General features: G+C 62.6%; 12 protein-coding genes. 4 read left to right on the top strand and 8 right to left on the bottom strand.

What is annotated here, in order from left to right:
• Positions 1-267: 267 nt before the first annotated feature.
• Positions 268-6,549, top strand: a complete 6,282-nt coding sequence (gene pks2 / locus EET13_RS12510; protein WP_122442696.1) for a sulfolipid-1 biosynthesis phthioceranic/hydroxyphthioceranic acid synthase — start codon at positions 268-270, stop codon at positions 6,547-6,549.
• A gap of 52 nt (positions 6,550-6,601) precedes the next feature.
• Positions 6,602-7,294, top strand: a complete 693-nt coding sequence (locus EET13_RS12505) for a class I SAM-dependent methyltransferase (protein ID WP_244603885.1) — start codon at positions 6,602-6,604, stop codon at positions 7,292-7,294.
• A gap of 45 nt (positions 7,295-7,339) precedes the next feature.
• Here EET13_RS12505 and EET13_RS12500 read toward each other — a convergent pair whose 3' ends face one another.
• From EET13_RS12500 to rfbF, 8 genes are read right to left on the bottom strand one after another with little or no spacing between them, the layout of a single operon-like run.
• Positions 7,340-8,113 carry a TylF/MycF/NovP-related O-methyltransferase gene (locus EET13_RS12500; RefSeq protein WP_023373466.1) on the bottom strand — a complete coding sequence of 258 codons (774 nt, stop codon included), beginning with the start codon at positions 8,111-8,113 and terminating at the stop codon, positions 7,340-7,342.
• A complete protein-coding gene (locus EET13_RS12495) occupies positions 8,113-9,366 on the bottom strand; it encodes an NAD-dependent epimerase/dehydratase family protein (protein WP_168991277.1) in 1,254 nt (417 codons plus the stop codon). Before EET13_RS12495 ends, EET13_RS12500 begins: the two co-directional genes overlap by 1 nt.
• Complete coding sequence (locus tag EET13_RS12490; protein ID WP_168991276.1) at positions 9,363-10,397, bottom strand: ATP-grasp domain-containing protein; 1,035 nt, start codon at positions 10,395-10,397, stop codon at positions 9,363-9,365. The genes EET13_RS12495 and EET13_RS12490 overlap by 4 nt, the downstream gene beginning before the upstream one ends.
• Positions 10,390-11,499, bottom strand: coding sequence for a DegT/DnrJ/EryC1/StrS family aminotransferase (locus EET13_RS12485; protein ID WP_122442584.1), 1,110 nt, complete (start codon positions 11,497-11,499; stop codon positions 10,390-10,392). Before EET13_RS12485 ends, EET13_RS12490 begins: the two co-directional genes overlap by 8 nt.
• A complete protein-coding gene (locus EET13_RS12480) occupies positions 11,496-12,719 on the bottom strand; it encodes a class I SAM-dependent methyltransferase (RefSeq protein ID WP_122442583.1) in 1,224 nt (407 codons plus the stop codon). Before EET13_RS12480 ends, EET13_RS12485 begins: the two co-directional genes overlap by 4 nt.
• Complete coding sequence (locus EET13_RS12475) at positions 12,716-13,267, bottom strand: dTDP-4-dehydrorhamnose 3,5-epimerase family protein (protein WP_122442694.1); 552 nt, start codon at positions 13,265-13,267, stop codon at positions 12,716-12,718. The genes EET13_RS12480 and EET13_RS12475 overlap by 4 nt, the downstream gene beginning before the upstream one ends.
• Positions 13,264-14,352, bottom strand: a complete 1,089-nt coding sequence (gene rfbG, locus EET13_RS12470; RefSeq protein ID WP_244603883.1) for a CDP-glucose 4,6-dehydratase — start codon at positions 14,350-14,352, stop codon at positions 13,264-13,266. Before rfbG ends, EET13_RS12475 begins: the two co-directional genes overlap by 4 nt.
• The gene (gene rfbF / locus EET13_RS12465; protein ID WP_122442581.1) at positions 14,340-15,113 is read right to left on the bottom strand and encodes a glucose-1-phosphate cytidylyltransferase; all 774 of its coding nucleotides are present in this window, start codon (positions 15,111-15,113) and stop codon (positions 14,340-14,342) included. Before rfbF ends, rfbG begins: the two co-directional genes overlap by 13 nt.
• A gap of 397 nt (positions 15,114-15,510) precedes the next feature.
• Here rfbF and EET13_RS12460 point away from each other — a divergent pair, with 397 nt between their 5' ends.
• Entirely contained in the window at positions 15,511-16,512 is a 1,002-nt protein-coding gene (locus EET13_RS12460) for a glycosyltransferase (RefSeq protein WP_244603882.1), read from the top strand.
• Between the two features lie 3 nt (positions 16,513-16,515).
• A complete protein-coding gene (locus tag EET13_RS12455) occupies positions 16,516-17,433 on the top strand; it encodes an NAD-dependent epimerase/dehydratase family protein (protein ID WP_122442579.1) in 918 nt (305 codons plus the stop codon).
• The last annotated feature ends 200 nt before the right edge of the window (positions 17,434-17,633 follow it).

Raw genomic sequence — 17,633 nt, 5'->3', positions numbered from 1 at the left:
CTCTGACGTCCGATTTCGGCGGACATCCACCCGTCCCCTCAAGCCGTCAACCTGCGATTTCTTCCCGTTTCAGCAGATTTTTTTGTACGTACGCACAGTTTTCCCACATTGGTGAAGCTAAGGGGTTACGCTGCTGTTCACCTGACTAGTTGGGTCGGATGCGACCAGGGGGATCATGGCGCGGTACGTGATGCGGCGGCGTCCCCAGCCCGGATCGACATTCGATGAAGTCTCCTTGAGGCAGGGGGAAAAGAAGAGGTGACGGCGGTGAACGACACAGGTGTGATCCCGGTGGCGGTGATCGGGATGGCATGTCGGCTTCCCGGAGGCGTGGACTCCCCGAAGAAGCTGTGGGAAGCGTTGTTACGGGGACTCGACACGGTCACCGAGGTTCCGCCGGACCGCTGGGATGCCGACGAGTACTACGACCCCGAGCCGGGCGTGCCTGGCCGAACCGTCTGCAAGTGGGGCTCCTTCCTGGACAACGTCGGAGACTTCGATCCGGAGTTCTTCGGCATCACCGAAAAAGAAGCCACCGCGATCGACCCGCAACACCGCTTGCTTCTGGAAACCGCCTGGGAGGCCATGGAACACGCCGGGTTGACACCGGAACAGATGGCCGAATCGCTCACCGGCGTATTCGTGGGTCTCAACCACGGCGACTACCAGTTCGTGCACATCGACGCCGAGGCCTTCGACGGCCCGTACGGCAACACCGGAACCAACTCCTGCTTTGCCTCGGGGCGGATTTCGTACGCGCTGCGGCTGCACGGCCCCGCGGTCACGGTAGACACCGCATGCTCGTCCAGCTTGTACGCAACCCACTTGGCCTGCCGCAGCCTCAGCGAAGGGGAAAGTGATCTGGCCTTCGCCGCGGGCGTCTACGTGATGATGGAACCGCGTAGGTTCGCCTCCGCGTCCGCGCAGAATATGTTGTCGCCCACCGGACATTGTCACGCATTCGACGCCGCGGCGGACGGGTTCGTGTCCGGCGAGGGTTCGGTGGTGCTGCTACTCAAGCGGTTGCCGGACGCCCAGCGCGACGGCGACCAAGTTCTGGCCGTCCTGCGTGGAACCTCCGCAAACCAGGACGGCCACACGGTAAGCATCGCAACGCCGTCGGTGCAGGCGCAGTCCATGGTGTACCGTGCGGCGCTGGCCGCCGCCGGCGTGGACCCGGGCACCGTCGGCCTGGTCGAGGCGCACGGCACCGGCACCCCGGTGGGTGACCCCATCGAATACGAAAGTCTGGCAGAGGTATACGGCATCGACCGGCCCTGCGCGCTGACATCCGCAAAGCCCAACTTCGGACACACTCAAGCAGCCGCCGGGGCGCTCGGGCTGATGAAAGCCATACTCGCCTTGCAGCACGGTGTAATTCCGCGGAACCTGCACTTCACCCGGCTGCCGGAGGATATGGCTCGAATCAGCACCAAACTGTTTGTGCCACAAGAAACTACGCCGTGGCCATCGAACGGTGAGCAGGTGCGAAGGGCGGCGGTGTCCTCCTACGGCATATCCGGGACCAACGTGCACGCCATCGTCGAGCAGGCGCCCGCAATCACCGCGCCCGACGAGGTGCCGGCTCACCCAACCGCCGGCGGCGAGTTGATCTTCCCGCTATCGGCTACGTCGGCCGACGCGTTGCGGCAGACGGCCGGAAGGCTCGCGGACTGGGTCGAGGCGCAGACCCCGGAATGGTCGGTGTCCGATCTGGCCTACACCCTGGCCCGTCGGCGCAGTCATCGTCCGGTCCGGACGTCGGTGCTGGCCGGCAGCGCAGCGGAACTGTCCGCGACGTTGCACGAGATTGCCGACGACGAGACTCCCTACCAAGCCGCCGTCGGGCAGGACGACCGGGGCCCGGTGTGGGTGTTCTCCGGCCAAGGCTCACAGTGGGCGACGATGGGCGCCGACCTGCTCGCCAACGAACCCGTATTCGCCGCAACCGTCTTGGAACTGGAGCGGCTGATCGCCCGGGAGTCCGGATTCTCGGTGACCGAAGCAATGACCGCACCGGAGACCGTGACCGGGATCGACCGGGTACAGCCGACTCTGTTCACCATGCAGGTGGCACTGGCCGCCACCATGAAGTCCTACGGCGTCCGCCCCGGGGCGGTGATCGGGCACTCCCTCGGAGAATCGGCCGCGGCCGTCGCGGCGGGCGCGCTGTCACTCGAAGACGGCGCAAAGGTCATTTGTCGCCGTTCCCGCCTGATGACCCGGATCTCCGGGTCCGGAGCGATGGCATCGGTGGAACTGCCTGCCCAGCAAGTGCTTTCGGAACTCATGGCACGCGGCGTCAACGACGTCGTGGTGGCGGTCGTGGCCTCGCCGCAGTCCACGGTGATCGGCGGCGCCACCGAGGCAGTGCGCGAGCTTGTGGCGGCATGGGAGCAGCGCGAGGTCATGGCTCGGGAAGTGGCCGTCGACGTCGCATCACACTCCCCGCAGGTGGACCCGATCCTCGACGACCTGTACGAGATGCTGGCCGACCTCGAGCCGCTGGCACCGGAGGTGCCCTACTACTCCGCGACGCTGTTCGACCCGCGCGAGGAGCCGTACTGCGATGCCAACTACTGGGTGGACAACCTGCGTCACACCGTGCGCTTCGGCGCGGCCGTGCAAGCAGCACTCGAAGACGGCTACCGGGTTTTCGCCGAACTGTCACCGCATCCGCTGCTGACCCGTGCCGTCGAAAAGACGGCCGAGAGCCTCGACATACCGGTGGCCGCATTGGCCGGCATGCGGCGCGAACAGCCGCTGCCGCACGGGCTTCGCGGCCTGCTGGCGGATCTGCACAGCGCGGGCGCCGCGGTGGACTTCTCCGTTGTCTACCCGGCCGGGCGGCTTGTGGAAGCGCCGCTGCCGATGTGGACACATCGATCGCTGTTGTTGAACCGCGCCGGACACGACCACCAGGGCCAGGGCGGATCGTCGGTGGTCGTGCACCCGCTACTGGGCGCGCATGTGCGGCTGCCGGAGGAACCGGAGCGGCATGTGTGGCAGACCGACGTCGGCACCGAGGCGCTGCCCTGGTTGGCTGATCACCAAATTCACAGTGCCCCAGCACTTCCCGGAGCCGCATACTGCGAGATGGCGCTGGCGGCTGCCCGCACCATTCTCGGCGAAGCTTCCGAAGTCCGCGATGTGCGCTTCGAACAGATGCTGCTGCTGGACGAAGAGACCCCGTTGTCGGCGGTCGGATCGGTGAAATCGCCCGGTGTTGTCGACTTCCTGGTGGAAACCTTCCAAGAGGGCGGCGCCATCCGGCGCGGTGCGGCAACGCTGCACGTCGCCGAAGATGAGGACCAGCCGCCGGCCTACGACATCCCCGCCTTGTTGGCGGCCCACTCGCGCACCGAAGACGGCGCCGAGTTGCGCGAAAAGTTCGACGACCACGGCGTGCAATACGGTCCGGCCTTCACCGGGCTGGGCGCGGCGCACATTGCGGACGGAGCCGTCAGCACCGTGCTAGCCGAGGTCTCACTCCCCGGCGCCATGCGATCACAACAGCGGGCGTATGCGATTCACCCCGCGCTGTTGGATGCCTGTTTCCAGGCCGTCGGGGCTCACCCCGACGTCCAGGTCGCGGGCAACGGTGGTCTGATGTTGCCGTTGGGCGTAGGCCGGATCCGTGCCCACGCCTCCACCCGCAATGCGCACTACTGCTATGCGCGGGTAACCAATGTCGACACGGCCGGGGTCGACGCGGACCTCGATGTGCTCGACGAGCACGGGACGGTGCTGGTTGTCGTACGCGGGTTGCGCCTCGGCACAGGGGTTTCCGAGCAGGGCAACCGTGAGCGCGTACTCGGGGAGCGGCTGCTGACCATTGAATGGCAACGGCGCGACCTGCCCGAACTAGACGTCACCGACGCCGGAACGTGGCTGCTGATCAACACCACCGAGGTTGCCGACATGTTGGCGACCGAGTTGACCGACACATTGAAGTCACACGGCGCGCAGTGTGCCACCCTGAGCTGGCCAGAGCACGCCGACCATGCCGGCAGCGCCGAGCGGCTGCGAAACCAGCTCAATGCGGGCAGTTTCCACAATGTCGCCATCATCTGCGGGCAGGACAACGGCGAACGCGACGAGAAGAGCGCGGTCCACGGTCTTGAGTGCGTCCGGCATCTGGTGCGCATCACCCGAGAGCTGCCCGAAATCACTGGCGAAGCGCCCCGCTTGCATGTGGTGACCCGCAACGCGCAGACGGTGCTCGCCACGGACAACCCCAACTTCGAGCAGGCCGGGCTGCGAGGCCTGCTGCGGGTAATCGGTGCCGAACATCCACACCTGCACACCACCCACATCGATGTCGACGAGCACACTCAGGCCGAGCACATCGCACGCCAACTGCTGTCCGGCTCAGAAGAAGACGAGACCGCATGGCGCCACAACGAGTGGCACACCGCACGCTTATCTCCGGCGCCGCTGCGTCCCGAGGAGCGCAAAACCACTGTGGTGAACCACGACAGTGAAGGCATGCGACTGCAGATCCGTACGCCGGGTGATCTGCAGACCATGGAATTCGTCGCCTTCGACCGGGTTACGCCGGGGCCCGGCGAGATCGAAGTCGCCGTCACCGCTTCCAGCATCAACTTCGCCGATGTTCTGGTCACGTTCGGTCGATACAACTCGCCAGACGGCCGGATGCCGGAGCTAGGAACCGATTTCGCGGGCGTGGTAACTGCTGTCGGGCCCGATGTCACGACGCACCAGGTGGGTGATCACGTCGGCGGCATGTCACCCCACGGCTGCTGGGCAACTTTCGTCACCTGCGATGCGAGCTTGGCGACACCGATTCCGCTGGGACTGACCGACGCCCAAGCCGCGGCCGTGACCACCGCGCACGCCACCGCCTGGTACGGCTTGCATGACCTGGCCCGGATCAAAGCCGGTGACAAGGTGCTCATCCACTCCGGAACCGGCGGGGTAGGCCAGGCCGCGATCGCGATCGCCCGCGCGGCCGGAGCCGAGATCTACGCCACCGCAGGCAGCCCCAAGCGCCGCCAATTGCTGCGGGACATGGGCATTGAGCATGTCTACGACTCGCGCAGCATTGACTTCGCCGAGGAGATCCGTCGCGACACCGACGACTACGGCGTCGACATCGTGCTCAACTCGCTAACCGGTGCGGCGCAGCGCGCCGGACTCGAATTGCTTTCCTGGGGTGGGCGTTTCGTCGAGATCGGCAAGCGTGACATCTACGGCGATACCAAGATGGGGCTGTTCCCGTTCCGGCGCAACCTGTCCTTCTACGGCGTCGACCTGGGGATGATGTCGCTCACTCATCCGCGATACATCCGCGAGCTGTTGAGCACGGTATACCGGCTCACCGCCGACGGCACGCTACCGATGCCGGAGAGCACGCACTACCCGTTGGCCGATGCGGCCACCGCGATCCGGGTGATGGGTGCCGCCGACCACACCGGCAAACTCATCCTTGATATCCCGCGCGCCGGGCGCAGCAGCGTGGTGTTGCCGCCGGAGCAGGTGCCCGTATTCCGTGGCGACAGCTCCTACATCATCACCGGCGGCTTGGGTGGCCTGGGACTCTTCCTCGCCGAGAAAATGGCCACCGCCGGCGCGGGCCGGATTGTCCTCAGCTCCCGGTCCGCACCCAGCCAAAAAGCCTTGGAGACAATCGAACTCATCCGTTCCATCGGCTCCGACGTCGTGGTGGAGTGCGCCGACATCGCCCAGGCCGGCACCGCGCAGCGGTTGGTGGCCAATGCGACCGCTACCGGCCTCCCGTTGCGTGGTGTGCTGCACGCGGCTGCGGTGGTCGAGGACGCCACCCTGGCCAACATCAGCGACGAACTACTCGACCGGGACTGGGCGCCCAAGGTGTACGGTGCCTGGCATCTGCACCAGGCCACTGCCGATCAGCCGCTGGACTGGTTCTGCTCATTCTCGTCGGCGGCGGCCATGCTGGGCTCGCCGGGCCAGGGCGCCTACGCCGCGGCCAACAGTTGGTTGGATGGGTTTACCCAGTGGCGACAGTCGCAGGGCCTGCCGACGATCGCGATCGCCTGGGGTGCGTGGGCCGAAATTGGACGGGCCATCGCGCTGGCCGAAAGCACCGACGCCGCGATCGCTCCCGAGGAGGGCGCCTACGCGTTCGAGGCGATGCTTCGTCACGACCGTGCCTACACCGGCTACTCTCCCACCGTCGGAGTGCCGTGGGTGGCCGCTTTTGCCGAGCGGAGCAAGTTCGCCGAGGCGTTCAAGGCCTCCGAGCAAGGACGTTCGGGCTCAAGCAAATTCCGCAACGAGCTGGCTTCGGTGCCGGTGGACGAATGGCCGGGCCTGCTGCGGCGTCTGGTTTCCGAGCAGGTCAGCCTCATCCTGCGGCGCACCATCGATCCGGACCGTCAACTCTCTGAGTACGGGCTCGACTCGCTGGGCAACCTGGAACTGCGCACACGCGTCCAGTCGGAAACGGGGATACGGATCAGCTCCACCGACATCACCACGGTGCGGGGGCTGGCCGATCACCTGTTCACGCAGCTGGTCCCGGAAGAAGTCACCACGTCTTCGTGACGCCATTGAGAAGAGCTGCGGCCCAGGGTAATTCGTCCTGCGAGGTGGCTGAGTGATACGAATCTTGCCGGAATCCAAGAGTGTCACCGAGTACTACGGCCACAAACGGCCGGAGATGCTCAAGTTCATCCCGGCCGATGCGCAACGCGTGCTCGAACTCGGCTGCGGGCAGGGAGTTTTCAGCGCCCAACTCAGGAAAGGTAGGGGCGCGGAGGTCTGGGGCATCGAATACAACGAAAACGCGGCCCGGCGCGCCGCAGATGTCCTCGATCATGTCCTGGCCGGAGACGCGAATCGGCGGATCGCTGAGTTGCCTGACGGCTACTTCGACGCGATCGTCTGTAACGACGTCTTGGAGCATCTGGTCAATCCACTCGAGACACTGGCCCAGCTCCGGGGCAAGCTCAAACCCGACGGTGTCGTGGTCGCGTCGATCCCCAACATCCGCTATCTACCCGCGCTGGGCAAGGTGGTGTTCCGAAAAGACTTCCCCCAAGAGGACTTTGGCATCTTCGACCGCACACACTTGCGTTTCTTCACGCGCAGCAGCATCGTGCGGATGTTCGAGGACGCAGGCTACGCCGTCCAGCGCATCAAAGGCATCAACCCTTTCCTGGGGCCCTTTGGAGCACTGTTCATCCTGTTGAGCGGGGGGTACTTCGCCGACGGGGTGTTTCTGCAGTACGCGTGCGTGGCTACACCGGCGTTCGGCGGGGTTGATATCGCCGGCCCACAAGCGGTGTAAGACCGACTTCCAGGCGAAACCTGCCTGCTGTGCCGCGTTCGCGGGTCAGTCCAGCACCGCGTAGGAAATTTGCGGCGTAAAAGGAAATCTCCTGATACGAAGATTCCTGATGCCGGCCGACTCCAGTACGGCAAGGGTCTCGCCGGGCCAGTATTTTTGGTTGAGCTCATCGAAGGCCAGTACGGCGCCTTTGGGCATTCTGGGCAGGAAGGTCCTGATCGCCGCCAAAGTCGGTTCGAACAGATCAAAGTCGAGGTAGAGAAGCGCGACCACCGTGTGCTGATTGTCTTCCAAGTAGGCAGGGATCGTCTGTTGGGCGTCCCCCTTGACGAGTTCCACGCGGTCGATATGCCCCAGCGGGCGATTGAGATCGTACAGCGACACAGCGTGCCGAATGTCGTCCTCGATGCCTTGAACCGCCAAGCCGCCGACCTTGGCAAATGACAGAGTTGCGTCCGCGGCTGTCGCATCCTGATCGGCAAGGCTGGGAAAGCCGGCGAAGGTGTCGAACCCCACGATTCGTCGTGTGTGATTGTAGGGCTCGTAGATCGCCGAGAGCTGCGCCCACGTCATCAAGCCGCCCCCCATGAAGACGCCACACTCGATGATATGGCCGTGAACGTCCACGATTTGCTTGAAAATCTCGTTCTTCGCCAGGAACGTCGCCATTGTCTGCCGCGGAACAAACTTCGCGAAGTTCTTCAGTTTGGCGAGTATGTCACCTTCGCCGGCGCTAAAGAATTCCTGAACCTTAGTAGCGTATTGCTCGTCCGCGGAAGTTTGTGTGCGCGCGTCGAGCATCGAAAAACGGTTATCCATTACTCACCTTTTCCGGACTGAATTTCGGGAGCAGCGGCGCACGCAAGTGTGCGGCGCAGCCCGTCACTTAGGGTGGTCGTCGGCCGCCAGCCGAATTCCGTCTCCGTCGCTGACCAATCAAGGAAGACGTTCGCGATGTCGTCATCGATGCTGGTCTCCTCGATCGCCGCATGGCACCCGAGGATCTCGGCCATTTCGTTGATGATTTCGCGCGGTTCATGGGAGAAATCGCCACCCAGATGGTAGATCGGAGCGTTTCCTTTCTTTTCGATGATGCAGGCAAGCCCCTCGATGGCGTCATCAATGTAGAGAAGCTGCAGACTAGGTAACCCGTTGCGATAGCGGTGGGTCACGATCGGCCGCCCTTCTTTCAGGCGCCGATACGCGAACCATATCAAGCGCGGCCGCAAGCTTTGCGGACCGAAAGTCGGTGAGATTCGAACGATGGTGGAATTGACTTCACCGTTGGCCCGCGCATTTTGAACGAGGACCTCTTCGAGAAATTTTGTTTCGCCGTATACCCCCCGAGGACGCATCGTTGTGTTGACGTCAGCAATCATCGAGCTCGACCTGTAGGCCGAGAACACCACTGCGCCTGAGGGCAGGACAAGGTGAATTCCGAGCGATTTGCAGACGTCGAGAATCCCGCGCAGCATAGTCAAGCTGTGACCCATCGCGTCGTTGTTGGTGTAGATCCGAGGGTAGGCGAGATGAATGATCTGTCCTATCTCGTTGTCGCGGCAATAGCGGTCAAGGTGGACCACGGGACCCAGCAGGTCCAGCGTGGCGCGGTCGGGTGCAACGACACGATGCGAATCAGCGAGGCGGTCGCGCAGCGCGGCACCCAGAAAGCCGCTGCTGCCGGTGATGAGGATGCCGTCCTGGCGGACCGACGCGGGAGAATTCCGCAGGGCCGTACGCAGTGAGTCGACCATCTCCAGCTTGACCGCCTGCTCTCCTGTCGTTGCGATAACTTGAGCTACCGCCACATCGAATTCCAGGCCGCGCCATTCGGCTAAAATGCCGGCTGCGATCGTGTTGCTGCGAGAAACGCCGAAATCACAGACGACCACGACGGAGCCGCCATTCTCGAGTTCCGCCACGCCCTCGCGGATCTTGTCGAGCAGATCGTCAGCCGAGTTGCCGCGCTTGTCGACCATGGCTCTCGTATCGACCACGTGGAACGGGCAGTCGCGCGCGATGCTGTCACCCGGCGCGGTTCCCAGTCGGCCTTCGACGATCCATCGGATCATTTCACGACCTGCCAGAGCGGAACGGCGACCTCGCTCAGGGTTCGCAAATACCATCCCGGAGTGATGCCGAGTGCGCCCCGCGGCGCGAGGCCGAGGAGGTGTCGGACGTACCAATCGACCTCGTTGAAACCGGCGAGTGTCCTCAGGTAGGTGCTGGCCGAGAACCGGGCATTGATTTCGAAGGGAACGAACGTGCCGTCGGCGGCGACGCGCCCCTGGATGTTCAAGGGGCCGGTGCTGCCGAGGCGCCGGGCGATCAGTTCGGCGGTCTCGCAGATGGCTGGGCAATCTTCGATCAGACCCTGGCTATATCCGCTCGAGATGAGGAAGTCCGGGCCGCGCATTGAGACGGAAAGTTTGCTGTGAAACGCGCGTTTGAGGGCTATCGCGCCGGCACAGCTGCCGTCGGGCAACGAAAGAACGCCCACGGTGAACTCGCCTCTGTCCTCGGGCAGATACTCCTGAAGTACCGGGGTGCGGCCATTGTTGTGCAGGTAGGTGCAGTACAGACGTGCTTCCTCATGGCTTCTGACAAAGAACACAAATACGCTGCCGCCGCTCGCCACCGCAGGCTTGACGATGCAGGGCATCGGGAAGTCACCGAAGTCGGTCCCCGGGTCCACCGTTCGGGTCCGCGGCGTTCTGACACCGGCACTCTCAAGGATCTCGAAGCAGTGACCTTTGTGGGCAAGGCGCTCGGTGAGCTGTGGGTTGTTTTGCCCGAGCCGTATCCCGGCGCGGGTGAACAGCTCGTGGTCTCTGCCGATGAGGATCGCGGGCTCGTCGCCGCCCGGGATGATGCAATCGACCTGCTCGCGGAGGCAAAGGTCTAGCAGATTTCGGGCATAGCCCTCGCGATCGACGAGGAAGGTCGAGGCGAAACGCTGGTCATAGTGCCCGAAAGCGAGCGGGGAGATGTCGCATCCCAGGATGTCATAGCCTCCGGCATGGTTGAGGGCCTTGGCGATCTCGGTCCCAAGCGAGGCGCCCGCGATTCCGGCAATAAGCACCCGCGAACTCTTCTCATGCAACGCAAATCTCCCGGACAACTTGCACGACTCGGCGCTGCTCGATTTCGGTCATGTCATGGAAACTGGGAACATTGATTGCACGGTCTGAAATATTGCCGGCCCATTTGCCTCCAGGCGATCCTGCAAATGGAGGGGTCGTGGATAGCGGATGAAAGAAAACCCGGGCATCAATATTTTCGGCCGCGAATGTAGTAGTAAGACGCTCGGTCGTTACCCCGGTCGACTCTTCGAATACAACAGTCGGCATCCAGAATCCATTTTGGGTCCCCGTCGGCTCAGAGTTCATCGATACCCCCGGCACGCCGACCAACCCACCCTGGTAAGCCCGGAATATCTCGCGCTTTCGTGAAATCAGGTCATCGATACGCTCCATCTGTGCGCAACCGATGGCTGCCTGGATGTTCGACATTTTGTACTTGAAGCCCACCACATCCGGCCAGAACTGCTTGGTCTGGCTGCGCGCGCGGCCGTGGTTGCTCAGCGTAAGAACTTCCTCGTACAGGTTGGCGTCATTAGTGACGAACATGCCGCCCTCACCGGTGGTGATCGTCTTGGTGCCGTGAAATGAAAAGGTCCCAAAGCGCCCCATGGCACCGGCACGCTTTCCGTGGTAAATCGAACCAATGGCCTCCGCTGCGTCCTCAATTACCGGGATACCGTGCTTCTGCCCTACTGCGAGGAGACGGTCCATCTCGCACAGATTGCCATACAAGTGCACGGCGACAATGGCCTTGGTGCGCGGAGTGATTGCGGCTTCGGCCAGCTCCGGGTCGATGCACCAACTCTCCGGCATGATGTCGACAAATATGGGTTTCGCCCCAAGGTGAACGATGGGCGCGGCCGTGGCGATCCAGTTGGTGTCGGCCATGATGACCTCGTCGCCCGGGCCGATTCCGAGCGCAGCCATGCCCATGTGCAGCGCACCGGTGCAACTCGACGTCGCGATCGCGTGCTTGACCCCGAGATGTGCCTTGAAGGCGCTTTCGAAGCGCTGGATGTATTCGTAGCAACGCTCGCCCCAGCCGTTGGCGGCGGCATCGGTGGCGTAGCGCACCTCGAGCTCGGTGATCGACGGCTTGGTGTAAGCGATGCGGGGCTTCACAGGAAGCTCAATTCGGGTACCGCCGTCGCGAAACGTGTGCCGCTGTGGACAAGGTCGGCCAATTGGGTCCGCACCTCATGGGCGATGTTCCAGGGCAAAATGATCACGTCGTCTGGAGGATTCTCGCGCAGCACCGCAGGCGAACGGATGGGAATGTGGCTTCCTGGCATGAATTTTCCCTGCTTGGACTGCGCGGCATCACAAACGTACGGAAGTAAGTCGGGCCTGACACCTGCGTAGTTCAACAAGGTGTTACCTTTCGCCGCGGCACCGTAGGCCGCCACGCGCCGGCCGGCACGCTTTTGTTCGATGAGGAAGGCCAAGAGGTCATCCTTCACCCGATCCGCACGCGACTGGAAGGCCGTGTAGGTGTCGGGCCGGGTCAATCCGAACTCGTCCTCCCGCCTCAGCAGCGAACCCACGCGGTCCGTGGTGGAGTTCGCTGCCCCAGCATGGCAGCCATAAACTCGCAGGCTGCCGCCGTGGGTAGGCAATTCTTCCACGTCCCACACACGCAAGCCGGCCTGGGCAAAGATATGCGCCACAGTCGTGAGCGACAGGTACGAGAAGTGCTCGTGATAGATGGTGTCGAACTGAGTCCGGTCGATCAACGGCATCAGATGGGGAAATTCCAGCGTGACGCTGCCTTCGGGCTTGAGTACGGCGGCCAGTCCACGGGTGAAGTCGTTGATGTCGGGCACGTGAGCGTACACATTGTTACCCGCGACCAGATCCGCCGACCGTCCTTCACTGGCCAGTCGATGTCCCAAGGATTCCCCGAAGAATTCCCGCCTGACTGGGATTCCCTGTGCTTCGGCGGCAGCCGCCGTGCTCGTCGTCGGCTCGATGCCTAGGCATGGGATCCCCGCTGCCACGAAGTTCTTTAGTAGGTAACCATCGTTTGAGGCCACCTCGATGACAAAGCTCTGGGACCCCAGTTGTAGCCGTTCGGTGATCATGTCCGCGTAACTGGCGGCGTGCTCAAGCCACGTGCTCGAGGTGCTGGAGAAGTAGGCGTAGTCGGCGCTGAACAGTTCCTCAGGGCGTGCGTAGTCCTCGGTCTGCACCAACCAACACCGGTGGCACACCAGCACACGCAGCGGGTAGTGCACCTCCGGGTGACGCAGGTCCTCGGCATGCAGGTAGGCGTTGGACGGTGGCGCAAAGCCCAGGTCCACGAAACTGTGTTCCACGGGTGCCTCGCAGTGCCGGCATTTCATGGCGCGACCCCGGTGAAATCAGCATCCAGTAGCCGATGGGCCAGATCACGAGGCGATAGATCTCGCGGCGGCAATGGCCACGCGATGGCAAGCCGCGGATCGTCATGGCGCAGGCCGCCCTCAGAAGGCGGGTGATAGAAAGCCGTGTGGAGGTACAGCAATTCGCTGTCCGGCTCCAAGACCTGGAACCCGTGGGCGAAGCCCTCGGGGATGACGAGCATCTGCGCGTCGTCTGGCGCCAGTTCCTGGGCGTGCCACCGAAGAAACGTCGGAGAGCCGGACCGCAGGTCCACCGCGACGTCCCAAACCCGGCCACTAAGGCAGCGGACCATTTTCATTTCCGCATGCGGCGGATACTGAAAATGCATCCCCCGCACGGCCCCTGCATGCCTGGTTCTGGAGTGGTTGATCTGCGCGATCTGGCGGTGGCCCAGCAGAGACTGAAGGTCGTTGGCGCAAAAGAGGCGGACGAACGCCCCGCGGGCATCACGGTGGGGCAGGGACTGAACAACCTTGAGATCGGAGATCGGGGTGTCGAGGATATTCATGCGGTAGCCCACGTCAGCTCTGAAGTGACTGCATCGGCGATGTAGGCGTCCAGTTGGTCGGCGCTTCGCACTTCACCAAATTCGAGCCAATGGCGATACCAGTGGGCCGTGTGGTGGATCGCTTTTTCAAGATCCCAGACGGGACGCCACCCGAGATGCATTCTCGCCCTGGCACTGTCGAGTTGCAGCAAGCCCGCCTCGTGCGGCTGCGGATCGGTTGTCTGTTGCCACCGAAGCTTCGGCCAGGTGCGAGCAAGGTCTCGGAGCACCTGCTCTACCGTACGGTTAGCTTTCTCATCAGGGCCGAAATTCCAAGCATCAGCGCAACTGTCGTCGCCGGCCAGGAGCCGCTGGCCCAGTAGTAGGTACCCGCTGAGGCAATCGAGTACGTGTTGCCAAGGGCGCGTGGCGCGTGGCGAGCGAATGACCAGTGGCTCGCCGGCGACGACGGATCGCACCAAGTCGGGAATCAGCCGGTCCTCAGACCAGTCGCCACCGCCAATCACGTTGCCGCCCCTGGCGGTTGCGATCCGCGAGGCCGACGAGTGTTGCAGAAAGGCAGTCCGGTAGCTCGCCGCCGCCAACTCGGCCCCGGCCTTGGACGCGCTGTAGGGGTCGTGGCCGCCCAGCCGATCTCTTTCTCGGTAGGCCCACGGCCATTCGCGATTCTCATAACACTTGTCGGTCGTCACGACCACCACGGCACGCACATCTGGCGTGGCTCGGGCAGCCTCGAGTACATGCACCGTGCCCATCACGTTGGTGGCCCAAGTGGCGACAGGCTCGCGGTAGGACCGGCGGACCAACGGCTGGGCAGCCAAGTGGAACACGATTTCCGGCCCTTCCGCAGCGAAAATCCCACGGACTGCGGCTTCATCACGAATGTCGACGCGATGATCGTTGATCGACAGCTTCAACAGGTCCCAATGGTTGGGCTTCGACGATGGGTCCAAAGCCAGCCCGGTCACCTCAGCACCCAGGGCATGCAGCCATAGACACAACCAGCTGCCCTTGAATCCCGTGTGGCCGGTGACGAGGATCCGGCGCCCGCGATAAGCAGTTCCGAATGCGTTCAATGCCAGCATTTCCACGGCGCTTTGCCGCTACTCCACAGTTCTTCGAGCAGGTTCTTCTCTCGAAGGGTGTCCATCGGTTGCCAGAAGCCGGAATGCTCGAAGGCCATCATTTCGCCGTCGGCAGCCAGACGCGCCAAGGGTGGCCCTTCCCATGCGACGTGATCGCCGTCAATGTAATCGAGTACTGCGGGAGACAGGACGAAAAATCCGCCGTTGATGAGGCCGCCATCGCCACGTGGTTTTTCGGCGAAGCCCGTGACTCGGTTGCCCTCGCACTCGATGGCGCCATAGCGCCCCGGCGGAAGCACCGCCGTAACCGTGGCGTGACGGCCGTGCTGACGGTGGAAATCAACGCTCGCGCCGATATCCACGTCGCTGATTCCGTCACCATAGGTGAAGCAAAACGCCTCCTCGTCCTGGATATAGGTAGCCACGCGCTTCAGGCGTCCGCCCGTCATGGTTTCGTCGCCAGTATCAACCAGCGTTACGCGCCAGGGTTCTGCGTGGTGTCGATGGACTTCCATCTTGTTGAGGGACATATCGAAAGTCACGTCCGACATGTGCAGGAAATAATTGGCGAAATACTCCTTGATAACGTAACCCTTGTAGCCACAGCAAACGACAAAGTCACGAATCCCGTGATGCGAGTAGAGTTTCATGATATGCCACAAGATCGGTCGACCGCCGATCTCCACCATCGGCTTAGGGCGAATCGTGGTTTCCTCACTCAGGCGAGTACCGAGGCCCCCCGCCAGTATCACGGCTTTCATCGTACTCGTTCATGTTTGGGACGGTACCAAACCAGCCAACTTCTTGGCCGATACATTAATCCACGAGAGCAACTCGAGTTGCCTTCTACTATGACAGTCATATACCCCAATATTTCGGCAGGAGCGATTGAATGCTTCTCCGTAACATGACGAATTGGAAAGAAAGACCCCCAACAGTTGGTACTTCGCGGCCTCGCACTCCAGGCCGCCTTCGAGCGCATGAGTCTACTCTTGCTGCCCCCCACCGGGACCGTAATCGGGAGGGACGCGCGGCGTGTACTCCGGCCATCTCACCGATGACGGCCGGTACCGCAAGTCAGAACCACAATTGGCATCACCTACCCGCTTTCCATCGGTACAGTCACTTCACTGGAGCCGTATGTTGGGGAGGCAACGCGTGACTGGTGACCGTCAGTTGAGCCGTGTGGATTCGGTCAGCATTGTGATCCCGGTCTACAACGGCGCTGCGACTTTGCCTGGTGTGGTCAAGGAGCTTGCCCAGCAGCGTTCGACCCAACAAACCCGCGACGGTCGTGAGTTCCGCGTCGATGAGGTGCTCCTGGTGTGGGACCGGGGCATTCGCGGTAGCGAAGAAGTCGTTCGCGAGTTGGCCGGACAGGACGGATGGGTACGTCCGGTCTGGTTGTCTCGCAACTTCGGGCAACATCCGGCGACACTTGCGGGCATGACCTCTTCGGGTGGGGACTGGATCGTCACGATGGACGAGGACGGACAGCACGACCCGGGATATATCGGTGACCTACTTGATACGGCATACCGGGATCGCACACAGCTGGTGTATGCCTCGCCGATGAATCGGCCGCCGCACGGGCTTTTGCGCAACGCGGCGTCGTGGCTAACGAAGTGGTTGTTTGTGCATGTCCTGGTGTCGTCTGACGGACCCAGCGCATTCAACAGTTACCGACTGATCCTGGGCGAGGCAGGACGAAGTGTCGCAGCCTACGCCGGCGCGGGCGTGTTCTTGGATGTCGCTCTTTCGTGGGTTGTCGCCAACCCGTCGACCTGTCCGGTGATGATGCGCCAAGAAGGACGACCTGCAAGCGCCTACACCCTGCGTCGGCTGGTGTCGCATTTTTGGCGGCTCGTCATCTCTTCGGGTACCCGGCCGCTGCGCTTTGTGTCAATGATGGGTATTTTGTTCGCCCTTCTCGGTTTTGGTGTGGCGATCTACAGCATGATCCAGAAGCTCGTCGGCGATATCACCGTGCAAGGATGGACATCGGTGTTCGTGGCGGTGCTTGTCGTCGGCGGGGCCACCTTGTTCGCCCTGGGGATCATCGCCGAATACATCGCCGCTTCAGCCACCATGGCAATGGGCAAGCCCGTATACGTCATCGTGCGAGATCCCGGTGACATCTTCGACAATCCGGCGGACTGACGGGTGCTTACCTGGGTCGTGGGCTGCGGCGGGCTTCTGGGCAGCGCCGTGTCGCGGGCGATGTGCCCGACATTCAGCCACCTTTCGGTGCCGTGGGAGGACCACGATGCGGCGGTCGAGGTGCTCGATGACGAACTCGAGCGATTCGTCCGAGCGGTCGGCAGCGATGATTGGTCGATCATCTGGGCCGCCGGCAGCGGTGTCGTCGGTTCTACGGCCGACAAGCTCGCCGCGGAAACGCGCATCATGTCTCATTTCGTCGCGAGGCTGAGAGATATGCGGCCGGCCGGTAGGGGCGCATTCTTCCTCTCGTCCTCTGCAGGCGGCGTCTATGCCGGATCAACTCATCCACCGTTTAGTGAGTCGACGACGCCACGGCCGCTGAGCCCCTACGGCGAGACGAAGCTCGCGCAGGAGGAGATCCTGCGGATGAGACTTCACGGCTGCATCCCACTTATCGTCGGGCGGTTCTCAAATCTCGCTGGGCCTGGTCAGAACCTTGCGAAACAGCAGGGTCTGGTCAGTCAGTTATGTCGTGCCGCAGTCATGCGACAGTCATTGAATGTGTTCGTGCCGATGGAGACACTCCGCGACTACTTGTACGTCGATGATGCCGCTGCTATGGTCTGCGCCCTGATCAAAAATGTAGTGCGCGACCAGCCGTCCCAGCCGTTGCTGCGCAACATCTCATCACAACGGCCGGTGTCCATCTGTACCGTGGTAAGGACGGTACAACAGGTCGCACACCGCTCCGTCCGCATCGCACTCGGGACCAGCCCGTCTTCGCGGTATCACGTTCGCGACCTGAGGCTTTGCACAAACTTTCCCGGCGAGTTCCAGAGGGTGGCAATCACGCCCTTTCCAGTGACGGTCAAACGCGTGTACGAGGCTGTGCTAAGGCAACAAGCAATGTGCTATTAGGCTCGCGGCTTGCCCCGACAGCCGGTCCGGCTGGGTGCGAGCCCGGTTGTGAACCGTAGTTATTTCAGTTCATCTCGCAAACCCGGTTTGATGGGTGCGGCTTAATCGGCCTGCCGTACGCGCCCGGGGAAGGTAGCTGAGGGTCGAGTGACGATGTAGGTGGTCATGTTCGTGCTCGAAGTCGTCGATACCACGCGGGC

This window comes from Mycobacterium attenuatum (assembly GCF_900566085.1).
GTDB classification, from domain to species: domain Bacteria; phylum Actinomycetota; class Actinomycetes; order Mycobacteriales; family Mycobacteriaceae; genus Mycobacterium; species Mycobacterium attenuatum.
Note: the sequence above shows the minus strand (reverse complement) of the source record. Positions and strands in the feature narration are given on the sequence as shown.